The 20,681-nt window shown below is 66.5% G+C and carries 19 protein-coding genes; 11 read left to right on the top strand and 8 right to left on the bottom strand.

From position 1 onward, the window contains the following. Positions 1-542 precede the first annotated feature (542 nt). The 7 genes from rho (at position 543) to SH602x_RS22130 (ending at position 7,436) form a co-directional block, all read left to right on the top strand. Positions 543-1,916: a transcription termination factor Rho gene (gene rho, locus SH602x_RS22100; RefSeq protein WP_479477130.1), complete on the top strand. Its 1,374-nt coding sequence runs from the start codon at positions 543-545 to the stop codon at positions 1,914-1,916. An 83-nt stretch (positions 1,917-1,999) separates the two neighbouring features. After that, positions 2,000-2,791, top strand: a complete 792-nt coding sequence (locus tag SH602x_RS22105; RefSeq protein ID WP_479474348.1) for a hypothetical protein — start codon at positions 2,000-2,002, stop codon at positions 2,789-2,791. Between the two features lie 115 nt (positions 2,792-2,906). Next, positions 2,907-3,380 carry a 6,7-dimethyl-8-ribityllumazine synthase gene (gene ribH, locus SH602x_RS22110; RefSeq protein WP_479474349.1) on the top strand — a complete coding sequence of 158 codons (474 nt, stop codon included), beginning with the start codon at positions 2,907-2,909 and terminating at the stop codon, positions 3,378-3,380. Further along, positions 3,377-3,808 carry a transcription antitermination factor NusB gene (gene nusB / locus SH602x_RS22115; protein WP_479474350.1) on the top strand — a complete coding sequence of 144 codons (432 nt, stop codon included), beginning with the start codon at positions 3,377-3,379 and terminating at the stop codon, positions 3,806-3,808. Before ribH ends, nusB begins: the two co-directional genes overlap by 4 nt. Next, positions 3,805-4,728, top strand: a complete 924-nt coding sequence (gene ftsY / locus SH602x_RS22120; RefSeq protein ID WP_479470953.1) for a signal recognition particle-docking protein FtsY — start codon at positions 3,805-3,807, stop codon at positions 4,726-4,728. The genes nusB and ftsY overlap by 4 nt, the downstream gene beginning before the upstream one ends. A gap of 349 nt (positions 4,729-5,077) precedes the next feature. Continuing rightward, a complete protein-coding gene (locus SH602x_RS22125; protein ID WP_479474351.1) occupies positions 5,078-6,637 on the top strand; it encodes an ammonium transporter in 1,560 nt (519 codons plus the stop codon). 451 nt (positions 6,638-7,088) lie between these two features. After that, a complete protein-coding gene (locus SH602x_RS22130) occupies positions 7,089-7,436 on the top strand; it encodes a P-II family nitrogen regulator (RefSeq protein WP_479470951.1) in 348 nt (115 codons plus the stop codon). A 112-nt stretch (positions 7,437-7,548) separates the two neighbouring features. Here the strand turns inward: SH602x_RS22130 and tatC are convergent, their stop codons facing one another. The 5 genes from tatC to SH602x_RS22155 all read right to left on the bottom strand — a co-directional run bounded on the left by tatC (position 7,549) and on the right by SH602x_RS22155 (position 12,717). After that, complete coding sequence (gene tatC, locus SH602x_RS22135; protein ID WP_479474352.1) at positions 7,549-9,015, bottom strand: twin-arginine translocase subunit TatC; 1,467 nt, start codon at positions 9,013-9,015, stop codon at positions 7,549-7,551. 623 nt (positions 9,016-9,638) lie between these two features. Continuing rightward, positions 9,639-9,914 (bottom strand): membrane or secreted protein, encoded by a 276-nt coding sequence (locus SH602x_RS22140; RefSeq protein WP_479474353.1) that lies wholly within the window; start codon positions 9,912-9,914, stop codon positions 9,639-9,641. Positions 9,915-10,208: 294 nt separating this feature from the next. Then, positions 10,209-11,186, bottom strand: coding sequence for a type I phosphomannose isomerase catalytic subunit (locus SH602x_RS22145; protein WP_479474354.1), 978 nt, complete (start codon positions 11,184-11,186; stop codon positions 10,209-10,211). Between the two features lie 166 nt (positions 11,187-11,352). Then, entirely contained in the window at positions 11,353-12,291 is a 939-nt protein-coding gene (gene panE / locus SH602x_RS22150) for a 2-dehydropantoate 2-reductase (protein ID WP_479474355.1), read from the bottom strand. Positions 12,292-12,324: 33 nt separating this feature from the next. Further along, positions 12,325-12,717, bottom strand: a complete 393-nt coding sequence (locus SH602x_RS22155) for a rhodanese-like domain-containing protein (protein ID WP_479474356.1) — start codon at positions 12,715-12,717, stop codon at positions 12,325-12,327. A gap of 190 nt (positions 12,718-12,907) precedes the next feature. On the opposite strand from SH602x_RS22155, the gene SH602x_RS22160 reads away from it, so the two are divergent. Further along, entirely contained in the window at positions 12,908-14,455 is a 1,548-nt protein-coding gene (locus SH602x_RS22160; protein ID WP_479474357.1) for a pseudouridine synthase, read from the top strand. A gap of 136 nt (positions 14,456-14,591) precedes the next feature. After that, positions 14,592-15,458 (top strand): dihydroorotate dehydrogenase electron transfer subunit, encoded by an 867-nt coding sequence (locus SH602x_RS22165; RefSeq protein ID WP_479474358.1) that lies wholly within the window; start codon positions 14,592-14,594, stop codon positions 15,456-15,458. A 94-nt stretch (positions 15,459-15,552) separates the two neighbouring features. Here SH602x_RS22165 and SH602x_RS22170 read toward each other — a convergent pair whose 3' ends face one another. After that, positions 15,553-15,978, bottom strand: coding sequence for a hypothetical protein (locus tag SH602x_RS22170; RefSeq protein ID WP_479474359.1), 426 nt, complete (start codon positions 15,976-15,978; stop codon positions 15,553-15,555). After that, positions 15,975-17,654, bottom strand: a complete 1,680-nt coding sequence (locus SH602x_RS22175; protein WP_479474360.1) for a HEAT repeat domain-containing protein — start codon at positions 17,652-17,654, stop codon at positions 15,975-15,977. Before SH602x_RS22175 ends, SH602x_RS22170 begins: the two co-directional genes overlap by 4 nt. Before the next feature lie 230 nt (positions 17,655-17,884). Here SH602x_RS22175 and SH602x_RS22180 point away from each other — a divergent pair, with 230 nt between their 5' ends. Further along, positions 17,885-18,592 (top strand): 3-keto-disaccharide hydrolase, encoded by a 708-nt coding sequence (locus SH602x_RS22180; RefSeq protein WP_479474361.1) that lies wholly within the window; start codon positions 17,885-17,887, stop codon positions 18,590-18,592. 197 nt (positions 18,593-18,789) lie between these two features. After that, positions 18,790-19,305, top strand: a complete 516-nt coding sequence (locus SH602x_RS22185; protein ID WP_479474362.1) for a TIGR03067 domain-containing protein — start codon at positions 18,790-18,792, stop codon at positions 19,303-19,305. Between the two features lie 26 nt (positions 19,306-19,331). Here the strand turns inward: SH602x_RS22185 and SH602x_RS22190 are convergent, their stop codons facing one another. Next, positions 19,332-20,660 carry an alkaline phosphatase family protein gene (locus tag SH602x_RS22190; RefSeq protein WP_479474363.1) on the bottom strand — a complete coding sequence of 443 codons (1,329 nt, stop codon included), beginning with the start codon at positions 20,658-20,660 and terminating at the stop codon, positions 19,332-19,334. Positions 20,661-20,681: the final 21 nt, after the last annotated feature.

Genomic DNA, 20,681 nt, shown 5'->3' on the forward strand with positions numbered 1-20,681 from the left:
GAAAGAACCGGACCGTCGTCCGGGACGTCTATTCTGCAAGTCGTCGGCAAGGTCGCCTCGACAACCTGACCCCCCTTGTCTCTCCGTTGCCGCAGGATCGCGACGCGGTCCCTCAATGCTCACGTCGAAATCCTGCAAGGCGGCGGCTGTCCCCAGCTTCGCCTGCCGCGCCGGTTGCGACAGAACTTGAAGGCGACGAGGAAGCCCCGCCGACCTCGTCTTTTCTCCCACTATCTGGTCGAAGGCGCCCGAACTTCGGTTCGCTTTCCCCAATCCACGATTTAGCCCGCGCAAGGAGCGATGCCGTTATGTCTGCGGACCACGGCGCCAATAGTTACCCGTCCGAAGATCGCCGTAACGGAGATAGCGACGGCGATGGACGCCTTCGCCGTCTGGCCGAGGAGCGACCCTCCTGGCGAACGGCCTATCGGTCGAACGGCGCCGATCGAACGGAAGCGCCTCTCCGGGGACCGCTGCGCGCGGCGCGGTTTCGCCGCGAACCCGGCGAGGGCGACCCCGTGTCGCCCGAGGTCGCGCAGCGTATGCGCGAACTGGAGGCCGAAGGCGAACCGCTGAGCCTGGCCGAGGAAGTCGCTCGCGAGGCCGACCGTCGGCGCCGGCGTCGCGAACCGGAAGGCGAAGTCGAGGTCGATTCGAGCTTCACCGAACTACAGAAGCTCTCGATGCCCGAATTGCTGGAAGTCGCCCGCAGCGCCGAATTGAACGACGTAGCCGATCTGCCGCGGGGAGATCTGATCGTCCGGATCATGAAGCGCCGCATGCAGGAAGCGGGCCTCATGTACGGCGAGGGGACGCTGGAGATCCTGCCGGACGGATTCGGGTTCCTGCGCAGCTCGGCCTATCACTATCTCTCCTGCCCCGACGACATCTACGTTTCGCCGAGCCAGATCAAGCGCTTCCGCCTCAGGACGGGTTCGACCGTTTCGGGACAGATCCGTCCGCCGAAGGAGAACGAACGCTACTTCGCGCTCCTCCGCGTCGAGGCGGTGAATCGGCAGGATCCGAACCTGGCGTCGAGCCGGCGGGAGTTCGACGACCTGACGCCTCTGCATCCGAACGAACGGATCGTCCTGGAACATGAGCCGGAAGATCTGGCGACGCGAGTCGTCGATCTGGTCGCGCCGATCGGCTTCGGTCAGCGCGGACTGATCGTCAGCCCTCCTCGTGCAGGCAAGACGGTCCTCCTGCAGAAGATGGCCCGCGCGGTTCTGGAGAACTACCCCGAAGCCTACGTGATCATGCTTCTGGTCGACGAGCGACCCGAAGAAGTGACCGACATGGAGCGGCAGGTCCGCGGTCGCAACTGCGAGGTCGTCAGTTCGACCTTCGATGAACCGGCGTCACGCCACGTCGCGGTATCGCAGATGGTCCTTGAAAAAGCGAAGCGGATGGTTGAAGCGGGGATCGACGTCGTCGTCTTCCTCGATTCGATCACGCGTCTCGCCCGCGCCTGGAATTCGGAATGCCCGCAGTCGGGCAAGACGCTGACCGGCGGTCTCGACGCGAACGCGCTGCAGAAGCCGAAGAGCTTCTTCGGCTCCGCCCGCAAGGTCGAAGAGGGGGGCTCGCTGACGATCCTCGCCACGGCGCTCATCGAAACCGGGAGTAAGATGGACGACGTGATCTTCGAGGAGTTCAAAGGAACCGGAAACCTCGAGATCGTGCTCGATAAGAAGCTCGCCGACAAGCGGATCTATCCCGCCATCGACATCAGCGCCTCGGGCACCCGTCGCGAAGAGATCCTGCTCGATCCGGAGGAACATCGCCGGATCACCCTGCTCCGCCGGGCGCTCAGCGAACTGAGCCCCGTCGACTCGATGGAGACCCTCGTCGGCAAGCTGACCAAGAGCAAGTCGAACGTCGAGTTCCTGATGGGAATGAACGTGAGAACGTGAGTCGACCGCAATCGGCGAGCGGGGGACGCGAGTCCCCCGAGTCCGACTTCCGTAGAGCAGAGCGCCTGCACGGCGACGATGCCATGGTCGAAACAACTCCGATCGCATCGCCCAAGGAAGCCGAGCCGACCACGTCCGCAGACAACGAAGGGCTGACGCCCTCCGCTCGCCAGGATGACGGGTCGCCCGTTCGCGAAGCTCCCGAACCGGCGCTCGAACTCGCTCCCGGTCGTCCCCTCGCGGCGACGGAGTCGGGCCATCATCTGTTTCGCTTCGGCATGAGGGCGTTCCTGATCGGGAGCGTCCTTTTTTCGTTGCAGTTCCTCGCCTGGAACCTGCTGGGCGTCCTGTTCGGTTCGCTCGTCAACCTGCTCCTGATCCTGATCGTCACCGCCGGCACGATCGCTTACGGAGCGATCGCCGGCGCGAAGAACAAGGGGCACGACCGGGCCTGGGATCAGGCGCTCGTGAGGGGGATGCTGGCCTTTTATCTGATGGGGGCGATCGCCCTCCTCGCCGGCGGCGGCAAGGCGGTCAACGATTTCGTCCAGGCGCGGCGCGTCCGCTACCTCGTCCAGGAGCGCTTCGGCTTCACGGCGAGCGAACGCTTCGCGATCGACGGGGCGAAGACCGTGGAACTGATCTCCGTCACGGACGCGAGGCCGGACGGAGCGTTCGCCCAGGCGGGTATCGCCCCCGGACAGGCGATCGTCGCCGGAGAATCGGCGGACGTTCTCTACGCCCGGATGCTCGACGCCGAGAGCGATTCGATCACGCTGACGCTCGTCCCCGCCCCGCTCGGCGGCTCGGTAGCGCCCGATATCTCGCGACTCCCCGCGCGTCGCGCGAAACTGGATCTTCGCCCTGCTCCGTAAAGGCCCATCTCGGGCTCGCATCCTTGTCCCGCTTCGCCCGGCGACGGATACTGGTCGGTTCGACTCGGGTAGAGGGTCAGGGCCGGTCGATTCGTTTCGGGCGAGGAACGTCAGTTTGGAGACAAGAGCTCAGGCGTCAGACGCCGCCGACGCGTCGTACGCCGTCGTCGTGTCGCGATACAACGAATCCATCACCGGTCGCCTGCTGGAGGGCGCTCTCTCCACCCTGCGCCAGGCGGGCGTCGCGGACGAACGCATCGGCGTTTTCTGGGTGCCTGGCGCCTGGGAGCTTCCGATCGTCGCCCAGGCCGCTCTCGAATCGCACGACGCCGTCATCTGCCTCGGCGCCGTGATCAAGGGCGAAACGACGCACGACGAACATATCAACCGTCAGGTCTCGCTGTCGCTGGGCGAACTTTCCCTGCGCACGGGCAAACCGATCGGATTCGGCCTGCTGACCGTGCTGTCGCTCGAACAGGCCCTGCAGCGTGCCGGCGGAACCGTCGGCAACAAGGGCGTCGAAGCGACCGAGGCCGCGATGGAGACTCTAGCCGTCCTGAGACGGGCGAAGCGAGCCGCCGAGTCATGAGCCGACGCAGCCGCGCCCGGGAAGTGGCGCTTCAGGTCCTGTATCAGGACGACCTCAATCCGGGCCAAAGCGCCGAGCGGGAAGAGGCGTTCCTCAAGAGTCGTCTTCGCGGCGATCCGGAGAACATGGCGTTCGCCCGCGCGATCGTCGCCGGCGTGCGCGAAAAGCGTCCGGAAATCGACGCCGCGCTCGGCGCCCGGGCCATCAACTGGTCGCTCTCCCGCATGGCGGCGACCGATCGCAACGTCCTGCGATTGGGCGCCTGGGAGGCGCTTTATTCAGAAACGCCCGCCGCGGTCGCGATCGACGAGGCGATCGAACTGGCCAAGCGTTACGGCGACCGGCGTTCGCCTTCGTTCGTGAACGGCATTCTCGACAAGGTCTCCCGTCAGGATCGGGAAGTCTCCCGTGAGGAACGCGGAGAATGAGCTATATCGAGCGGCTTCGGTCCGCGCTCCGCAAGACGATCGACTGGCTCAACCGCGACGTCCGCGACCTCTTCCAGAAGGGGGGCCGCCTCGTCGACGACGAGTTCCTGACCGAGCTCTACGCGATCCTGATCCGGACCGACATGGGCGTCGCGACGGCGCAGAAGATCCGCGACCGGATCGGGTACGAGTACCGCGCTCGCGTGCTCGAGATGGAGGATCTGATCCGGATCGTCAAGGAGGAAGTCCGCGAAACGATGATGCAGCCGGAGCATCCGGTCAAGTTCGCCGCGAGCGGACCGACCGTGATCCTCGTGGTGGGCGTCAACGGCTCGGGCAAGACGACGTCGATCGCCAAGCTCACGCACTGGTTCCGTTCGCAGGGGAAAACGGTCGTCCTCGGCGCCGGCGATACGTTCCGCGCGGCCGCGGTGCAGCAGCTCTCCGTCTGGGCCGGAAGACTCGGCGCTGAATGCGTGAAGGGCGAATCGAACGCTGACCCCGCCAGCGTCGCCCACCGAACCGTCGCCCGGGCGCTGGAAGTGGGCGCCGACGTCTGCATAGTCGACACTGCCGGTCGTTTGCAGACGCAGACGAACCTGATGAGCGAACTGGGCAAGATCCGCCGCGTGATCGCCAAGCTCATTCCCGACGCGCCGCACGAGTCGCTGCTGGTCCTCGACGCGACCGCGGGACAGAACGGCCTGAGCCAGGCGGCCGGATTCGCCGAAGCGGCAGGCTGCACCGGCATCGTGCTCGCCAAGCTCGACGGCACGGCCAAGGGGGGCGTCGCCATCCCGATTCGCCAGAAGTTCGACCTGCCGGTCGTGTTCGTCGGTAAAGGCGAAACCGAGAAGGACCTGGAACGGTTCGACGTCGACGACTACGTCGAAGCGCTGTTCAATTTCGAGCGCCGCTAAGCACGACGTCGTGCTCGCTTCACCGCTTTCGGCGCCGCCCGCAGGCGATCGTTCCCCCGGGGGGACCCAGAGCGCTGAAGGAAGCGACATTCACTGCTTGATGTCCTGGCGCCAAGCTGTCGTGCGGCAGATCCCGACAGAAACTTGCGTAAAATCGCAAGAAGTTAACTGCTTGCTCACGCGGTCGTTAGGCCCGCTCTTCCCTTGACGCCCCGGTTCTCGCGGCACGTTCCTTGCTAAGGGGAACGTTCGCCGCGCAGCAGGCGGAATGCTGCGGAGGCGGATCGTTTCACCACCGCATGCGCTCGAACGCGCGGAAGACCGACATCCTTCAATCAGGCAGGCGATTATGAAGTGGAAGCAATGCATCTGGGGATTCGCGCTCCTGGTCGCAGTGACCGGAGCGATGTCGGCCTTGGCGCCGACCGCGTACGGCCAGGAAGCGGACGCCGCAGCAGCGGCCCCCGAAGCTCCCGCCGCCGATGCGGCGCCCGCTGATGGCGAAGTCGTCGTCGCGGAAGAAGTCGTCGAAGAAGAGGCGCCCCTCACTGCTGAATCGGTGCTCCACGACGCGAACATCCTGTGGACCTGCCTGGCGGCGTTCCTGGTGTTCTTCATGCAGGCCGGCTTCGCGCTCGTGGAAGCCGGTTTCACGCGAGCGAAGAACGCCTGCAACATCATCATGAAGAACGTGATGGACTTCTCGATGGGGTCCATCATCTACTGGCTGGCCGGCTTCTCCCTGATGTTCGGGACGATGCAGGTCGGGCATTTCTTCGCCTGGGGCGGCGAAGGCGTCGCCTTCGTCTGGTCCGGCCAGACCGACGACCAGTTCAACTGGGCCTTTCTGATCTTCCAGACGGTTTTCGCCGCGACCGCGGCCACGATCGTCTCGGGCGCCATGGCGGAACGAACGAAGTTCGTCGGCTACCTGATCTACTCGGTCCTGATCACGGCGTTCGTCTATCCGGTGTTCGGGTCGTGGGCCTGGAACGGCCTCTTCTCGGGCGGCGGCTGGCTGGAAGCGCCGGAAGGCGGACTGCTCGCGGGCATGGGTCTGCCGGCCTTCAGCGACTACGCCGGTTCGACCGTGGTTCACTCCATCGGCGGCTGGTGCGCTCTGGCCGGCGCCATCGTCCTCGGCCCGCGCATCGGCAAGTACGGCAAGGACGGGAAGATCAACCCGATCCCCGGCCACAACATTACGCTCGGCGCCTTGGGCGTGTTCATCCTGTGGATGGGATGGTTCGGCTTCAACCCGGGTTCGACGACTGCGATCGGCGGCGGCGAGTTCGCCCTGATCGCCGTCACCACGAACCTCTCGGCCTGCACCGGCGCCATCGGCGCGATGGTGGTCTCCTGGATCGCCTTCAAGAAGCCGGACCCCTCGCTGACGCTTAACGGCGTTCTGGCGGGGCTGGTCGGCATCACCGCCGGCTGCTACACCCTCTCGCCGATCTCGGCGGCGATCACGGGTCTGGTCTCGGGCGTGCTGGTCGTCGGGTCGATCGTCTTCTTCGACAAGATCAAGATCGACGATCCCGTCGGCGCCATCTCGGTCCACGGCGTCTGCGGCGCCTGGGGCACGCTGGCTGCCGGTCTGTTCGCGATGGAAGGCGGTCTCCTCTGGGGCGGCGGATTCGCCCAGACGGCGACCCAGTTGATCGGAATCGGCGCCGCGTTCGCGTGGGCCTTCCCGACCAGCATGATCATCTTCCTCGGAATCAAGTACACGATCGGTCTGCGGGTCACCCAGGCGGAAGAGATCGAAGGCCTCGACATCGGCGAGCACGGCATGTACGCCTACCCGCCGCACCTGGTCGCGGACGGCATGACCAGCGGCGTGAGCCATGGTCATGGCGCGGCCTACTCGGCCCCGGTCGGAGCCCCCGCCGGCGCTCACAACTGATCGATTCGAAGTCGATGAAGAAAGCCGACCGCAAGACGCGGTCGGCTTGCGACGGCGCTCGCGAGCCAGGACAGCTCGACGGATCGCAGCGAAAGGCGCTTCTCAGGGAGATCGAGAGGCGAGAGTACGGCGAAGGGATTTCGTCATCGACCTCGGGCGTTCGCCGGACCTACGGGAACGCCCGCTGCACCAGGCGCTGACACCGTACAGCTCGAACTTCTTCGGCCTGCCTGGGCCAGAAGGATACCCCAATGGTCTGGGCGAACGTCCGCCTCGTTCGCTCAGACCGGGGTGTTCCTTCTTTTTCGAGCGGCCCTGCTGCGGGCGCTCGGATCGACCGTCTCTGACGCCCTTCGATCGCTCTTCGGCCGGCTTCCTTGCGGCGCTTCCGCGGGAGGACTAGACTTGCCCCGCGCCTGCCGTCTCCGAAGTTCCCGCTGACTGCTCCGTCATGAAGCTGATCATCGCCGTCATCCAGCCCAGCCGACTCGAAGCCGTCAAGGCGGCGCTGACCGATGTGGAAGTCTTTCGCCTGACCGTCGTCGACTGCCAGGGCTTCGGAAGACAGAAGGGTCACACGGAGATGTACCGCGGGCACGAAGTCGCGGTGAACCTGCTCCGCAAGGTGCAGTTGCAGATCGCGGTGAACGAAGAATTCGTTCAGCCGACCGTCGACGCCGTGATCAAGGGCGCCCGGACCGGCGACAAGGGAGAGATCGGCGACGGCAAGATCTTCGTCCTGCCGATGGACGACTGCGTCCGGATCCGCACCGGCGAACGCGGGCCCGACGCGATTTGACGCGTTCAGAATTCCTGAGCGGGGGACGTGAGTCCCCCGAGGTTTACGCGCAGCGCTCGTCGTCGATTTAGGCTCGGGGGGCTCACACCCCCCGCTCAGAGAAGACTGCTGCTTACGCCGGCTCGTAGGCTTCGCTGAACCGGCTGCGGCCCTTCGGCATGTACTTGCAAAGCAGGATTCCGACGCCGTACAGGATCACGAGCGGAATGGCCATGAAGAAGATGCTGTACGGATCGGACGGCGTCAGCACCATCGAGATCACGAAGATGGCCATGATCGCGATCCGCCAGTTCTTGATGTAGGCGTCCATTTCCAGGATGCCGATCCGGTTCAGGAACAGCATCACCAGCGGTAGCTGGAACGAAACGCCGAACCCGAGCGGCAGAAACAGCACGAAGCCGAGCCACTCGCTGATGCGCGGATCGGGGTCGATATTGGTCATCCGGTTGAACGAGAACAGAAAGCTCAACACCGGCTCGAACACGAACGAGTACGCCAGCAGCACGCCTGCCAGGAACAGCCCCAGGCTCATCGGCAGGTACATGAAGACGTACTTCTTTTCGTGCGGATAGAGGCCTGCCGAGACGAACAGCCAGATCTGATAGAAGACGTACGGACTCGCCAGCACCATGCCGGTGAAGAAGGCCGCCTTCATCCAGATCATGAAGCCTTCGGAAGCGCCGAGGGCCTGCACCCGCACGTCGGAGAGCTTCCACGTCGGCAGATCGACCAGCGGAATGCCGCTGCCGACAAGATCCGTCGGGAAGGCGGTCGAGATGGCGAGTTGATTGAGCGTTCGTACGTCCGACGGGTCGCGGGTTTCCAGCGCCTTCTCGCGAAGCTCGACGGCGGTCGGATAAACGACCTCTCCGTACGTCTTCTCCAGTCCGGTCACCAGGTCGGCCTCGAGCGCGAGCGACTCGTCGCCAATCAACCGATTGAGCGTCTGCAACATGCGCACGCGGGTCTCTTCGCCTACCGGCTCGGCCACGTCGAGCTTCGCCGTTTCCTCGACGAACTTGCGGTCTTCGTCGGTGAGATGTTCGCGCAGCGTCGCGACGATCGACGGCTCCTTCGCGGCAGCCGGATCCGCGGCGGGATCTGCGACCGCGGGCGCGGCCGACGGTTCTTCCGTCATCCGCTTCGCGAGCGGCACGACCCGGTTCAGCGGCAGATCGTTCGGTACGAAGACCGACATTCTCGCCGGCAGGTCGCCGAAACCCTCGGGCGCGACGGTCTTGAGCATCGTCAACAGGTGCGAAACGTCGACGCGGATATTGTTGTCGGGAACCAGGCGCTCGGTCCGGATCGCGATGCGGACGTCCTCCGCATTCACGCCGGGCGGAAGCTCCGTCGCGTCGACCTCGCGAATGGCCTTGTCGACGTAGTACTGCTCCAGCGCGTTCTGCAGCGGATGGGTCAGGATTTTGACGACGTTGTTCGCCGCCAGCATGCCGACGAGGAACCCCAGCACGATGCCGATCACCGCCCGGAACAGGCACGCCCGCAATTCCTCCAGGTGTTCCCCGAAGGTCATCGAGGTCCCTTCGAACAGGTCGTCGTTGGGATAACGGGACATAATGCTCGAACGGAGTGAAAGGGGTCGATCCGCGCAGGCGGAGGGACGGGAACCGGGGCGACGATCAGGGGGCGACCGGCGGGAAATGCCGAACGCTCCACGCAACGCCGAGAGGACGCGCGGACGTTCCGTCCAGATGGGATACGGAACGTGACGGCGGGCCCAGGCCTGCGTTTTTCGACCGCTTCCGAGCGCCGCCGGTTCTCGCTAGCGAAGCAGAAGGGGAAGAAGCGGTCGAGCGGCCGGCTCTTCGACGCGACCGAAGGAGCATTTCTCCCCCGTCGCGGCGCAGGAGCCGACCTGCTAGAGAAAGTCTATTCTCTCGCGTCCGGGAATTCAACGTTGCGACGGGCGCCTCGACTGCGGAGCGCGGTTCGCGGGCGGCTCCCGGCGCCGAGGATCTTGCATCCGCTGACGCGATTCGGTTGATCCGTGTGCCATAGCTGGCTTGTCCAGCCGTGCCGGAAGCGGGATTCATTCGCCCCAAACGCCTCGCGCTTCGCGATCGAACAGCGTTGCGCCCGATGACTCCGCAGGGACGAACGAAACCTGGGGCCCTGCACGGCTGGACAAGCCAGCCATGGCACACGGATCGTTCAAGACGCGCCGGAGAGAACAGCGCCTTACCGACCCTGCCAGGTTTCGGCGAACCAGCGGGCGCGGGCAGGTTCTGCGGAGGGCTGCTGGAAGTCGCGGGGGCGAACGCCTTCCATTTCCGGGCCCGCGTCGGGCAGGCCGTACGGATCGTGGATCGAAGCGGAATAGCGCTGCTGCTCGATGGTCCGGGGCTCGAACAGCCCGGGGCGATAGAGGTTGCAGCCGCCCACGATGCCGCCGAGCAGCGGCGCCGCCAGCGACAGGGCGAGGATCCGGCGAACGTTCCGACGACCGCGAGACATGGTGGACCTGGGGCAGTCGGATTCGGAGGAAGGGTTCGCCGCCGCTGCAATAGCGAATCTTGCCGGGGCGGGCTACAGCGATTTTCGACGCCTGGCGGCGAGCGACTGCATCCCGTGCCCGAGGGCGACGCGAAATGTCGCTCCCTCCGGTACGCAAGCGCCGCCCGAAAGGGTCGCCCGACCTTCGACGGCGGGACCGACAGGCGAAGGGGCGCCGTCCGGCGCGACGAAGCCGAAAGGAGCGGTTCTGCCGGCGACGAGCGATCCGAGCGGCGTGGGGCAGGCCCCCGGTCGTTACGGCAGCGACACGACGAGGGCGGTCAGCATCTCCCGCGGTCGCAGTTCGAACTTGCCGACCGAGGCGGGGATCAGGCAAGTCGCGCCCTTCGAGAGCGAGATTCCGGCGCGGTCCGGTCCCGCGACGAGGTCGCACGATCCCTCCAGCGCGACGACGATAAAGCAACTTCGGCTCGCGTCGAGCGGGACGGGCTCCGTCGTCCGGTACCGATCGAGCAGGAACTTGTCGCAATCGACCAGCCGTTCGCCCAGACCGTCGTCGGTCGGTTGCGGCTCCACCGGATTTACGGGTCCGCGGGCGAAGTCGGTCGTCTTCAGCGCTTCCTCGATATGCAGCGGCCGGCGGTTCCCCTGATCGTCGACCCGGTCCCAGTCGTACAGCCGATAGGTCGTATCGCTCGACTGCTGGATTTCGGCGACGACCAGCCCGGCGCCCAGGGCGTGAACCGTTCCTGCCGGAATGAAGACGCAGTCGCCCGGCTTCGCCTCGAAAACGTGCAGCGTCTCGGCGGCGCGACCCGTTTCGATCGCCGTTCGCAGCGTTTCGCGATCGACGTCGGGTCTCAGGCCGGCGTAGATCTTGCTGCCGGGATCCGCATGCAGGATGACCCACGCCTCCGTCTTTCCGAGGTCCGGCGGGCTCAGCGTCGCGGCGTAGGCGTCGTCCGGATGAACCTGGACGCTCAAGTCCTTGTGAGCGTCCAAGAATTTGAAGAGCAGCGGAAACGAATCGTACGTCCGCCCCGGCCCTAGCAGTTCCTCGCCCCGTTCGCGGACGAGTTCGCCGAGCGACTTCCCCGCCAGCGGACCCTCCGTCACGACGCTCTGATCGTCGCCGTGGTCGACGATTTCCCAGCTTTCGGCGTAGCGGGCCTCCGGGCCGAGCGGCTTGCCCAGCAGGCTCTTCAGCCGGCGACCGCCCCAGAGGTAGCTGCGGTAGAGCGGTCGGAACGTCAGCGGATAAAGCGGCGGCATGGGTCGAGTCGGGTTAGCGGTCAAGCACAGTTCGCAGTTGGCGCGGAGAGGAGTTCGACGTTCGGGCCTGGTCCGTGTGCCATGGCTGGCTTGTCCAGCCGTGCCGAATCTGGCGAATCGCCGACACGGCACAAGCTAACGCCGCTACCGCCTAAAGAAACTCGCGTCAGCCGCGGGTCGGCGTCTGCCGGGCGATTCTCGCCTCGTGCGATTTCACGGCGACGTACGCCAGCTTGAGCAGCGACCGATCGAGCGTCGTCGCCGGACCGCGTCGGACCAGATCGCCCAGGATATGGTCGGCCTCCGTGCGATGGCCCCGTTCCACGTCGGCCAGCATCGAAGCCGTCATCGGCGAACCGGCTGCCGTCAGACGCTCCCGGAATCCCTGTACGACGTCCGGTCGAGGCGCCGCGCCGGATCGCTCCGCGATCGATCGGCATTCCTCCAGCAGGCCCACGATCAGGTCGATTCCCCCCGCGGCGACGATATCGCCGACGGACGCCCTGGCCAGACAGGTCGCCCCGGCGAGCGTGGCGAGGAAGGTCCACTTCTCCCAGAGTTCGAGTTCGATCCGGTCGCTGGCCCGGGATTCGAACCGGGCGCCCGACATGGTCCGTTCGATGGCGTCGACTCGCTCCGAGCGTTCGCCGCTCCGTTCGCCGAAGGACAGTCCATGGACGTCGCTGGAGTGGACGATCGCGCCGGATTCTTCCAGGCGCGCGACGATGAAGCACCATCCGCCGAGGACGCGTTCGGCGCCGAAGCGCGCGTCGAGCGTCTCGAAGTGCCGCATCCCGTTCAGCAGCGGAAGGATCGCCGTGTCCGGTCCCACTGCGGGCGCGAAGTCCTCAAGCGCCTGCTCCAGGTCGTACGCCTTACAACTCAGCAGGATCAGATCGTAAGCCTCGCGCAGGTCCGACGCCTGAACCGTCCGAGGCGGCGGGAGCGCGACGTCTCCGAACGGACTCCGAATCGTCAGACCGTCGCCGGCGAGTCGCTCCGCCCGGCGCGGACGGACGAGAAACGTCACGTCGCAGCCCGCTTCCAGCAGGCGACCGCCGAAATATCCGCCGGTCGCGCCGGCGCCGATGACCAGGATTCGCATGGATGCCTCGCGTTCTTCACCTTCGCCACGGCGTCAATCCTTCGCCTTCACGAAGCCCGCTTTGACGAGCGCGTTGTAGTCCACGTCCAGCGGTTGCACCCGGTAACCCTGCTTCTCCAGCAGTTCCCCTGCCGACGCCGCGCGCAGGCCGATGGCGCAGTGCAGATAGACGACCTTTTCCTTGGGCAGCTTGGCCGCTTCTTCCTCGTTGAGCCCGTCGGCGATCGATCCGAGCGGCAGGAAGACGGCCCCCTGGACGTGGCCCGCGTCCCACTCCCGCTTCTCGCGGACGTCGACCAGGATCGCCCTTCCGGAATCGACGTCGGCTTTCACGTGGGCGAGCGGCGCATCGGTCGGATCGGCCGCGAAGAGCGTCGAGGCGACGAGACTGGTCGCGAGGAACAGGGCGAATCGGGCGGAAGGCATCGCAGATCTCCGATCGGGGTTCGGGAGGGCAGGCGCGAGCAGGCAGGCCATGGTTTAGTCTACCGACGACGGCCCTCCCCGTGCGTCCTCTTCGTGCGCCCGCCCAGGCGGCACGCCCTACGCGAACCGCCCCGGTCGCGGTAGACTCCACCCAAGAGTTCAGGGTTTCTGAAGCGGCAGGAGCGGGCGAATGAGCGACGACGATTCTCCATCGGGCGTTCGCCTGCAGAAGGTTCTCGCCGTCGCCGGCTTCGGCAGCCGACGCGAATGCGAGGAGCTGATCACCGACGGCCGCGTCGAAATCGACGGCAAAGTCGCCGACGAGCTCGGCGTGCGCGTCGACCCGCAGCGGCAGAAGGTCCACGTCGACGGCGTCCTCGTGAAGACGCCGAAGATGCGGTACTACATGCTGAACAAGCCGAAAGGCGTCCTCTCCACGAATCGCGATCCCGACGGACGCCCCCGCGCGATCGACCTCGTTCCGGAGGAGGATCGCGTCTTCACCGTCGGTCGGCTCGACAAGGAAAGCGAAGGCCTGCTGCTGCTGACGAACGACGGGGAGCTGGCCAACCGCCTCGCGCATCCACGCTACGGCGTGTCGAAAACGTACCTCGTCGCGGTGCAGGGCTCGCCGGACGAGGATACCCTGCGGCAGTTGAAGGAAGGCGTACCGCTGGCGGAGGGCATCGCCCGCATCGCCCAGTACAAGATCCGCCGGAAGACGTCGAACTACACCGAACTGGAACTGACGCTCCAGGAAGGGAAGAACCGCGAGGTCCGCCGCGTCTTCGCGAAGCTCGGACACAAGGTGCTCCGGCTGCGGCGCATTTCGCTCGGCCCGCTCAAGTTGGGCGAACTGCCCGTCGGCGCTCACCGTCTGCTGACGCACGAGGAACTGGACAAGCTCCGCGAAGCGGCGGGCACGGTGACCAAGCGACGGCCCTCGCGCCCCGGCACGAAGAACTCCCGCCAGGTGCTGGAAGAAGGCAAACGTAAGGCCGCGCTTCGTGCTTCCGAAGAGGAAGGAGCCGCGGAACGCCCCAGCCGACCGAGCGGCTTCCCGAAGAAGTCGAGCCAAGGCGGACCTCGCTCGGCGCCTCGCAGCGGCGCTCCCGGCAAGAAGGCGCCGTTCCGTCGTTCCGAAGGCGACGGTCCCGGCTATCGACCCGGAGCGGGCGGACGACCGAGCGGAGCGGCCGGACGACCGAGCTCTTCCCGGCCAACCGGTCCGCGCGGCAAGTTCGCCGGTCGGAAGCCTGTGGGCGAAGGACGTCCGGCGCCTCGACCCGCCCGCCCCGGCGCTTACGACGGCGGCGAAGGGGAGGCTCCCCGTCCGCGGAGGAAGTTCGCCGACGGCCCGCGTCCCGCGGGAGCCCGTCCGACGGGAACGCGTCCCGCTGGCGATCGCCCTGCGGGCAGTCGCCCCCCCGGCAAGCGCCCTGCCCCGCCCCGAGCCGGCGGCGCCAGACCGACCGGAACGCGACCTGCCGGAGCTCGGCCTGCCGGCTCGCGACCGGGGGCTGGACGTCCGGCATCCGGACGCCCGACGGGCGCGGCTCCTTACGGCAAGCGACCTGTCGGCAAGGGTCCTGCGGCCGGTCGCCCCCAGGGCGAAGGTCCCGCCGGCAAGCGTGCGGTCAAGAAGGCGGCTCCCCGTCCCGGCGCTCCGAAAAAGCGTGCTGACGGTCCGCCGACTCCGCTGTCGAAGCGTCTGAAGCGGAATGCCGAGGACGATTGAGCCGTTAGAATCCGATGCGGCTCGTCGCCTCTCTCTGAGCGGGGGGTGTAAACCCCCCGAGTTCGAAACCGGCTTGTGATCGCCTAACACGGAGGGCTTACACCCTCCGCTCGCCGAAGAGGTTCAGCTCCAGCCGATGTCCGTTCACGCGAAGTACAACCCGGATCGGGCGGTCTGCGAAAAGGCTCGCGTGCTGGCGACCAGCGAAGTCGCCCGCGACACGATGCGGATGGAGGTCGCGGCGCCCGAGATCGCGCGCCGGATCCTGCCGGGCCAGTTCTTCATGATCCGCGTCGCGGGTCTGGTCGATCCGCTAATCGGGCGACCGTTCGCCCTCTACGAGCGAATCGACGGACCTGACGGCCAGCCGCAGAGCCTGAGCTTCCTGTACCTCGTCAAAGGGAAGATGTCCCGCCAGCTCGCCCGCCTGCCGGTCGGCGCGGAGGTCGAGCTATGGGGACCGCTCGGCAACGGATTCGACCCGCCCGACGTGGAGCGCCTGATCCTCGTCGCGGGAGGCATCGGTCAGACGCCGCTTCTCTCGGTCGCGAGAGAGGCGCTAGAGAAGCAGTCGTTCGGCGACGACCGGGCGGCGAAGACTCGCGTGACGAAGACGATTCTCTGCTACGGCGCCCGCTCGGCAGACTATCTCGCAGGGGTCGAGGACTTCGCCGCGACCGGCGTCGACCTGCGGATCCGCACGAACGACGGCTCGCGAGGATCCTCCGGCTTCGTGACGGAAGATCTGGAAGCCCTGCTGCAGGAGAGCAAGGAGCCGACGCTCGTCTACTGCTGCGGACCCGAAGCGATGATGCATCGCACGAGCGAGATCTGCCAGCGCTACGGCGTCCCCTGCCGGGCGTCGCTCGAAACGCCGATGGCGTGCGGCATCGGCATCTGCTTCACCTGCGTCGCCCGCGTCCAGCAGGACGACGGCTTGTGGGACTGGAAGCGAACGTGCGTCGAAGGCCCCGTTTTCGACGCCGCCACGCTGGTGTGGTGAGCTGAACCCGGGTTGCCTTCGCAGGGTGGGTCAATGACCCACCCTACGAACTCTTCCATCACCCCGACAGAGTCAGACCGCGACGGCCAGCTCCTCAGAGGCTGAGCGGTAGATCCCGGTCTCGTTCGATCGCTCCGAACAGCCGGCGCCTCAGCGCCCAGCAGCGATTCTTCGTCGCCGGATCGTCCACGCGGTCGGCCAGGTCGGACAGCGTCTCGGGGCGGATGAAGACCTCCACGCCGCGCACGCCCGCCGCTGCGGCCGCGTCGAGCAGCGTATCGCGATCCTCCCGATCCAGACGATGGGCGTCGCAGAGGTCGCGAAACAGCGCCGCGTGATTGTCCAGCGGACGCCCACGCCGCACCTGCATCGCGTAGGCGATCAGCGCCCCGACCGCCAGGACGAACGCGCCCACGCTGGCGAAGGCCAGGAACGCCGCGACTTCGTCGCTCGCGGCGGGCGTGGAAAGAGCCTCCTCCCCCGACGTCACCGCGGCGAAGAGGCGAAGGCCGTCGATCATGGCGTTCGCTCTCCGGAGTCCGCCGGTTCGCTGCCGTAGCCTTGCGACGCTGCGGCGATGAACGCGGCGAGCTGCTTCGGACGGAGCGCCGGCGGGGCCAGTCCCGTCGGTCGCGCGATCCGCTCGATCAGCAGTCGCTCGGCCAGGTCGCGGATCTGCGGCAGCTCGTCGGAAAGCGCCTCCGTCAGGGCGTCGACGGAGGCCTCGGTATCGCAAAGCGCCAGCGCTTCGAGAGCCGCTTCGCGCACGAATTTGTCCGACTCCTTCGCGGCGGCCAGCAGCGTCGATTCGATCTCCTCAACGACGCCCACGCTGCATGCCAGCCGCAGGGAGCGCAGGCGAACGGCCCGATCGGCGGAGTCGATACCGTCGCGCAGTCGCTCCAGCGCCTCGGGTCGCACGGCGAAGACCGCTCGACCGATCCCCTTCAGGTCGTCCGCCTCCATGACGTCCGCCCGCCGCATCAGCGCCTCGTACGTCAGTTCCGGAAGCGCGCGACGCAGTCCGACGAGAACCTCCGCATGCGGTCGTTCGAGCGCTGCGATCGCCGCCTCGAACGTTTCGGGCGAGCTCTTCTCCCGCAACAGGATCAGCACGTCGCCCAGCGCCTGGGGATCGGCTTCGCTGCGGGCTTCGTGCAGCAGGTCGGCGATCAAATGCGGGGGAAGCCTCCGCGCCAGTCGCAACGCCTCGCGGCGAACGTCCGGCTCGCCGATGCGGTAGAAGCCTTCGAGAATCTCCCGCATGCGCGGCGGATGGTCGGTCAGCCGCATCGCCAGCCGCAACAGCAGCGGCCCGAATCGCCGCGGAACGGCGCGCAGCGTGCGCTCGCTCGGTTCGAGCCAGTCGAGCAGCTTCGTCGCGCGCAGGCGCTCGATCAGTTCGATCCGGAAGGGGGACTCCAGTCCTCGCAGCGTCGCCTCCACGAATTCTCCGTCGCGACGCTCCGCTAGAGCCTCCGCCAGCGCTTTCGAGGCCGAAGAGGTCGCGAACAGGTCCATCACCCGGTCGAGCGCCGCCGGATTGCGAGTGCGGCGCACCGCGGCGAGCAGCGGCCCGCGCAGTTCGGAACCGCCCGCCAGCGTCGAAGCGATCCAGTTCTTATCCTCGACGAGCACGAACAGGATCTCGAACAGCGGCGAATCGGGTCGGTCGAGCGACTCGCGGATCCGCTCCTTCACCGCCGCGACGCTGCGCGTATAGACGTGCAGAAGCTGCCGCTGCGTCAGGCGAGGCTGCATCGCCAGCCGTTCCCGCGTCAGAATCCCGGCCAAATCGACTGCCGCCCGTTCCGCCGCCGAGCGATCGGCTGCCGGCCCCCGCGTCGCGGCGCGGATCATGCTGGGGAGCAGTTCGCACGCCCCGAGGAATGTCGCGGCCGCGATCGCGTGCGTGCGAAGGGCGCCGACGAGCTGCGGTAGCCGCTGATCGAGCGTCTGCACGAATTCGTACCGGCATTTCGGCGTCTCGCCGCGGAGCGCCGATCCGAGCGTCGACCAGCGTTCGAGCAGCGCGAGATGGCCTTCCGGTTCCTTCCGCTTCAGATTCGCTTCGACCGCCGCCCGGCGAATCTGGAAATAGGGCGCCGCGAGCGCGGAGATCGCCAGCCGCGACGCCGCCCGATTGGGCGACTTCGCCAGCGTACGAAAGGTGATCTCCAGCCCCGTTTCGTTCATCGACGCCTGAGCCGTTCGGAGGCCGAGCCCCTATTCCTGCCGCATTTACGGAGATTCGGCGGCGCCCGCCCGTCGTCATTTTCGGACCGCCGCGCATTCCGCCTGCACCGCTTTCCGGCGGCCGTCGCTGGGAACGGGGCTTTCGCGAAAGTACACTCGGGACGTCCGCTTCAGCCGGGCAAGTCGTTCGGCTGACGCGCCCGCATATCCCTTCCCTCCCGGAGACTCGTATGATTCGCACCGCTGCATTCGGATTCCTCGCCGCCGGACTCGTCGTCGGCGCCTCGCTGGGCCTTACCGCGCACGCCGAAGAAAAGGCCGCCTCGGGCGAGGGCGTCGCGCTGTTCGACGGCAAGACGCTCGAAGGCTGGGAAGGGAAGGAAGGCTACTGGTCGGTCAAGGACGGCGCGATCACCGGCACGACGACCGCCGACAATCCGCTCAGCCAGAACACGTTCCTGATCTGGCGCGGCGGCAAGGTCGGCGACTTCGAACTGCATCTCAAGTTCAAGATCGTCGGCGGCAACTCCGGCATTCAGTACCGCAGCAAGGAAAGCGATGACTTCGTCGTCGCCGGCTACCAGGCCGACATCGAAGACGGCACCAAGCACATCGGCATCCTGTACGAAGAGCGCGGACGCGGCATCCTGGCCCAGCGCGGGCAGAAGGTCGTCATCGGCGCCGACGGCGCCAAGGAAGTCGTCGGCAAGACGGCCAGCGACGAAGAGGTTCTCGGCTCGATCAAGGAGCACGACTGGAACGACTACAGCGTGACCGTGAAGGGCAATCACCTCGTCCAGAAGATCAACGGCCACGTCACCGTCGACGTCACCGACAACCAGTCGGACAAGGCCGCGAAGGAAGGCATCCTCGCCCTGCAACTCCACCAGGGTCCGCCCATGGTGGTGCAGTTCAAGGACGTCGTGCTGAAGAAGTAGGCGTCCGCTTCGATAAGTCGACCGAACCGAAAGCGTCCCGCAGCGACTCCGCCGCGGGACGCTTTTTCGTACGATCCGCGGGAGTCCGAGGAGCGTTCCGGCAGGCAGCGAGATTTCGCTTCGCCCGCCGCCTCGGGATCGTTTACAACCATGGCGAAGTTTGGCGTTCGCTAACCCTTTGACGCGTAGGGCGAATCATGACCGTCGGATTCTTCAGCCTGTTCCTGCTCAGCTTTCCCGTCCTCGGCCCGATCGTCGAGCCAGCGACAACGCCTAGCGTTCCGCCCGCGACGTTCGTTCAGCAGCCGAACGCGCAGCCGGAGAGCCAGCTCGCGCAGCTGAAGACCGGGAAGTGGAAGGCGGTCGAGGCGCAGATGGGAGGCCAGACGATGCCCGCCCCCGTCGTCGCCCAGATCATGCCGGGACTGATGCAGTTCGGCGACGGGAAGGTCGTCGTCACGCTCGAAGGCAAACCGGCGGGCGAGGTCCCCTACACCGTTGATGAGAGCGTCGCCCCCGCCCGGATGACGATCGACGGCGCCCTGGTCGCGAACCCCTCGGCGGCCAAGCGCGGCAAGTCGACCGTCATCTTCCGCATCGAGGGAGACAAGCTCCAGATCTGCGGCGGCAAGGATCCGGCGAACCCTCCCGCCGAGTTCGCCGCCGACGCGAAGAACGGCAACGCCATGATCACTTACGAGCGGGTGAAGTAAGCGGTCTTCAGGAAAGCGTCTCCTGACTACCCCTTCCCGTCCATCTTCTGCACGATCCGCAGGCCGATGCCCTGGTCGGGGATCGAGGTTTCGGGGAACCACGACGCCTCGGAGCAGAGCAGCACGCCGCGCTGCTCGTCGCTGACGGCGGGCGCGCCGTGGGAACCCTTCACCAGCGTCGCGTCGAGCGGCACGCTCTTCGTCGCGGCGTCGAAGAAGAGTTCCACGGGGTCGTAACCCGGCTTCTTGTGGATGTCGACCGTTCGGGCGTAGGCCGGCGCCTTGTCGTCGGCCTCCCACCAGTAATACGCCTGCCAGGAGTTCGGCGTCGAGATCGCGACGATCTCGCCCGACCGGGGATGATCCATGGCGTACTTCTTCCGCTCCCCGAGCGCGAGGACTTCGGCGAAGCCCTCGGTCGCCTCCAGTTCCTGCTTGATCGTCGCGATGACCGTCGGATCGGCGTCCTTCACGAAGATGTGCGAGAACTGGTGATCGGCCAGCGCCCAGGCCTTCGACGCCCGGCGGTCGATCTCCTCCTGGCCGTCGGTCTCCTTCAGCGTCAGCAGGCCCAGCTTGCGCAGGATCCGGTTGGGATAGGTGACGTGGTCGACCGGGACGATCGCGTACTCGCTCTGCGCGACGAAGATCGGTCGACGGTCGCCGTACGCCTGCGTCACCGCCGGGAACCAGTTGGCCAGCAGCGCGTCCAGTTCCTGCACCGCCGCGTCGGATTCCGGACTGTCCGGGCCGTACTTCTGGGCCGCGTAATCGAGATGCGGCAGATAGATATAGAAGAAGTCGGGCCGGAACGTTTCCATCGCGACGATCGCCGAGTCGGCGATCCACTGCGACGACTTGATGTTCGCCAGCGGCCCCCAGAAGTTCACCAGGGGGAAGTGGCCCAGCTTTTCGAGCAGTTGCCCGTAGAGCGCCTGGGGCTGGGAATAGCACCAGGGCGACTCGCTGCCGTCGGGATTATGCACCGGCGCCGGCATGCAGATGACGTCCGCCCGGGAGCCCTTGCTGAGCATCGGGAACCAGGCGGCGCTGCTGAAGCCCTTCTCCCCGCCGCGCAGCATCTCCCAGATCTGCGGACGCTCGATCTTGTCGTTCCACGCGGTCCACATCTCGACTTCGTCGGTATCGCGCCAGTAGAAGCCGTTGGCGACGACGCCGCTTTCGCTGGGCCCTTCCCCTGTCAGCATCGCCGCCTGTACGGGCCAGGTGACGCAGGGGAACGTGTGCTCGACCCGAGTGCGGGAAGCGCTGACGTGGGCCGACAGCGCGGGCATCCGGTTGACGTCATCCGCGGCCAGACCCGGAAGCGTGAGATAAACGACAGGTCGCGTCATCAGGGGAGTTCCTCAAGGATC

Source organism: Lignipirellula cremea (assembly GCF_056501455.1).

Bases quoted from the DNA above. Each gene is read 5' to 3' on its own strand.
- rho (WP_479477130.1), top strand. From the start codon at position 543: ATGCGCGAACTGGAGGCCGAAGGCGAACCGCTGAGCCTGGCCGAGGAA.
- SH602x_RS22105 (WP_479474348.1), top strand. From the start codon at position 2,000: ATGGTCGAAACAACTCCGATCGCATCGCCCAAGGAAGCCGAGCCGACC.
- nusB (WP_479474350.1), top strand. From the start codon at position 3,377: ATGAGCCGACGCAGCCGCGCCCGGGAAGTGGCGCTTCAGGTCCTGTAT.
- ftsY (WP_479470953.1), top strand. From the start codon at position 3,805: ATGAGCTATATCGAGCGGCTTCGGTCCGCGCTCCGCAAGACGATCGAC.
- SH602x_RS22125 (WP_479474351.1), top strand. From the start codon at position 5,078: ATGAAGTGGAAGCAATGCATCTGGGGATTCGCGCTCCTGGTCGCAGTG.
- SH602x_RS22130 (WP_479470951.1), top strand. From the start codon at position 7,089: ATGAAGCTGATCATCGCCGTCATCCAGCCCAGCCGACTCGAAGCCGTC.
- tatC (WP_479474352.1), bottom strand. From the start codon at position 9,015: ATGTCCCGTTATCCCAACGACGACCTGTTCGAAGGGACCTCGATGACC.
- SH602x_RS22140 (WP_479474353.1), bottom strand. From the start codon at position 9,914: ATGTCTCGCGGTCGTCGGAACGTTCGCCGGATCCTCGCCCTGTCGCTG.
- SH602x_RS22145 (WP_479474354.1), bottom strand. From the start codon at position 11,186: ATGCCGCCGCTTTATCCGCTGACGTTCCGACCGCTCTACCGCAGCTAC.
- panE (WP_479474355.1), bottom strand. From the start codon at position 12,291: ATGCGAATCCTGGTCATCGGCGCCGGCGCGACCGGCGGATATTTCGGC.
- SH602x_RS22155 (WP_479474356.1), bottom strand. From the start codon at position 12,717: ATGCCTTCCGCCCGATTCGCCCTGTTCCTCGCGACCAGTCTCGTCGCC.
- SH602x_RS22160 (WP_479474357.1), top strand. From the start codon at position 12,908: ATGAGCGACGACGATTCTCCATCGGGCGTTCGCCTGCAGAAGGTTCTC.
- SH602x_RS22165 (WP_479474358.1), top strand. From the start codon at position 14,592: ATGTCCGTTCACGCGAAGTACAACCCGGATCGGGCGGTCTGCGAAAAG.
- SH602x_RS22170 (WP_479474359.1), bottom strand. From the start codon at position 15,978: ATGATCGACGGCCTTCGCCTCTTCGCCGCGGTGACGTCGGGGGAGGAG.
- SH602x_RS22175 (WP_479474360.1), bottom strand. From the start codon at position 17,654: ATGAACGAAACGGGGCTGGAGATCACCTTTCGTACGCTGGCGAAGTCG.
- SH602x_RS22180 (WP_479474361.1), top strand. From the start codon at position 17,885: ATGATTCGCACCGCTGCATTCGGATTCCTCGCCGCCGGACTCGTCGTC.
- SH602x_RS22185 (WP_479474362.1), top strand. From the start codon at position 18,790: ATGACCGTCGGATTCTTCAGCCTGTTCCTGCTCAGCTTTCCCGTCCTC.
- SH602x_RS22190 (WP_479474363.1), bottom strand. From the start codon at position 20,660: ATGACGCGACCTGTCGTTTATCTCACGCTTCCGGGTCTGGCCGCGGAT.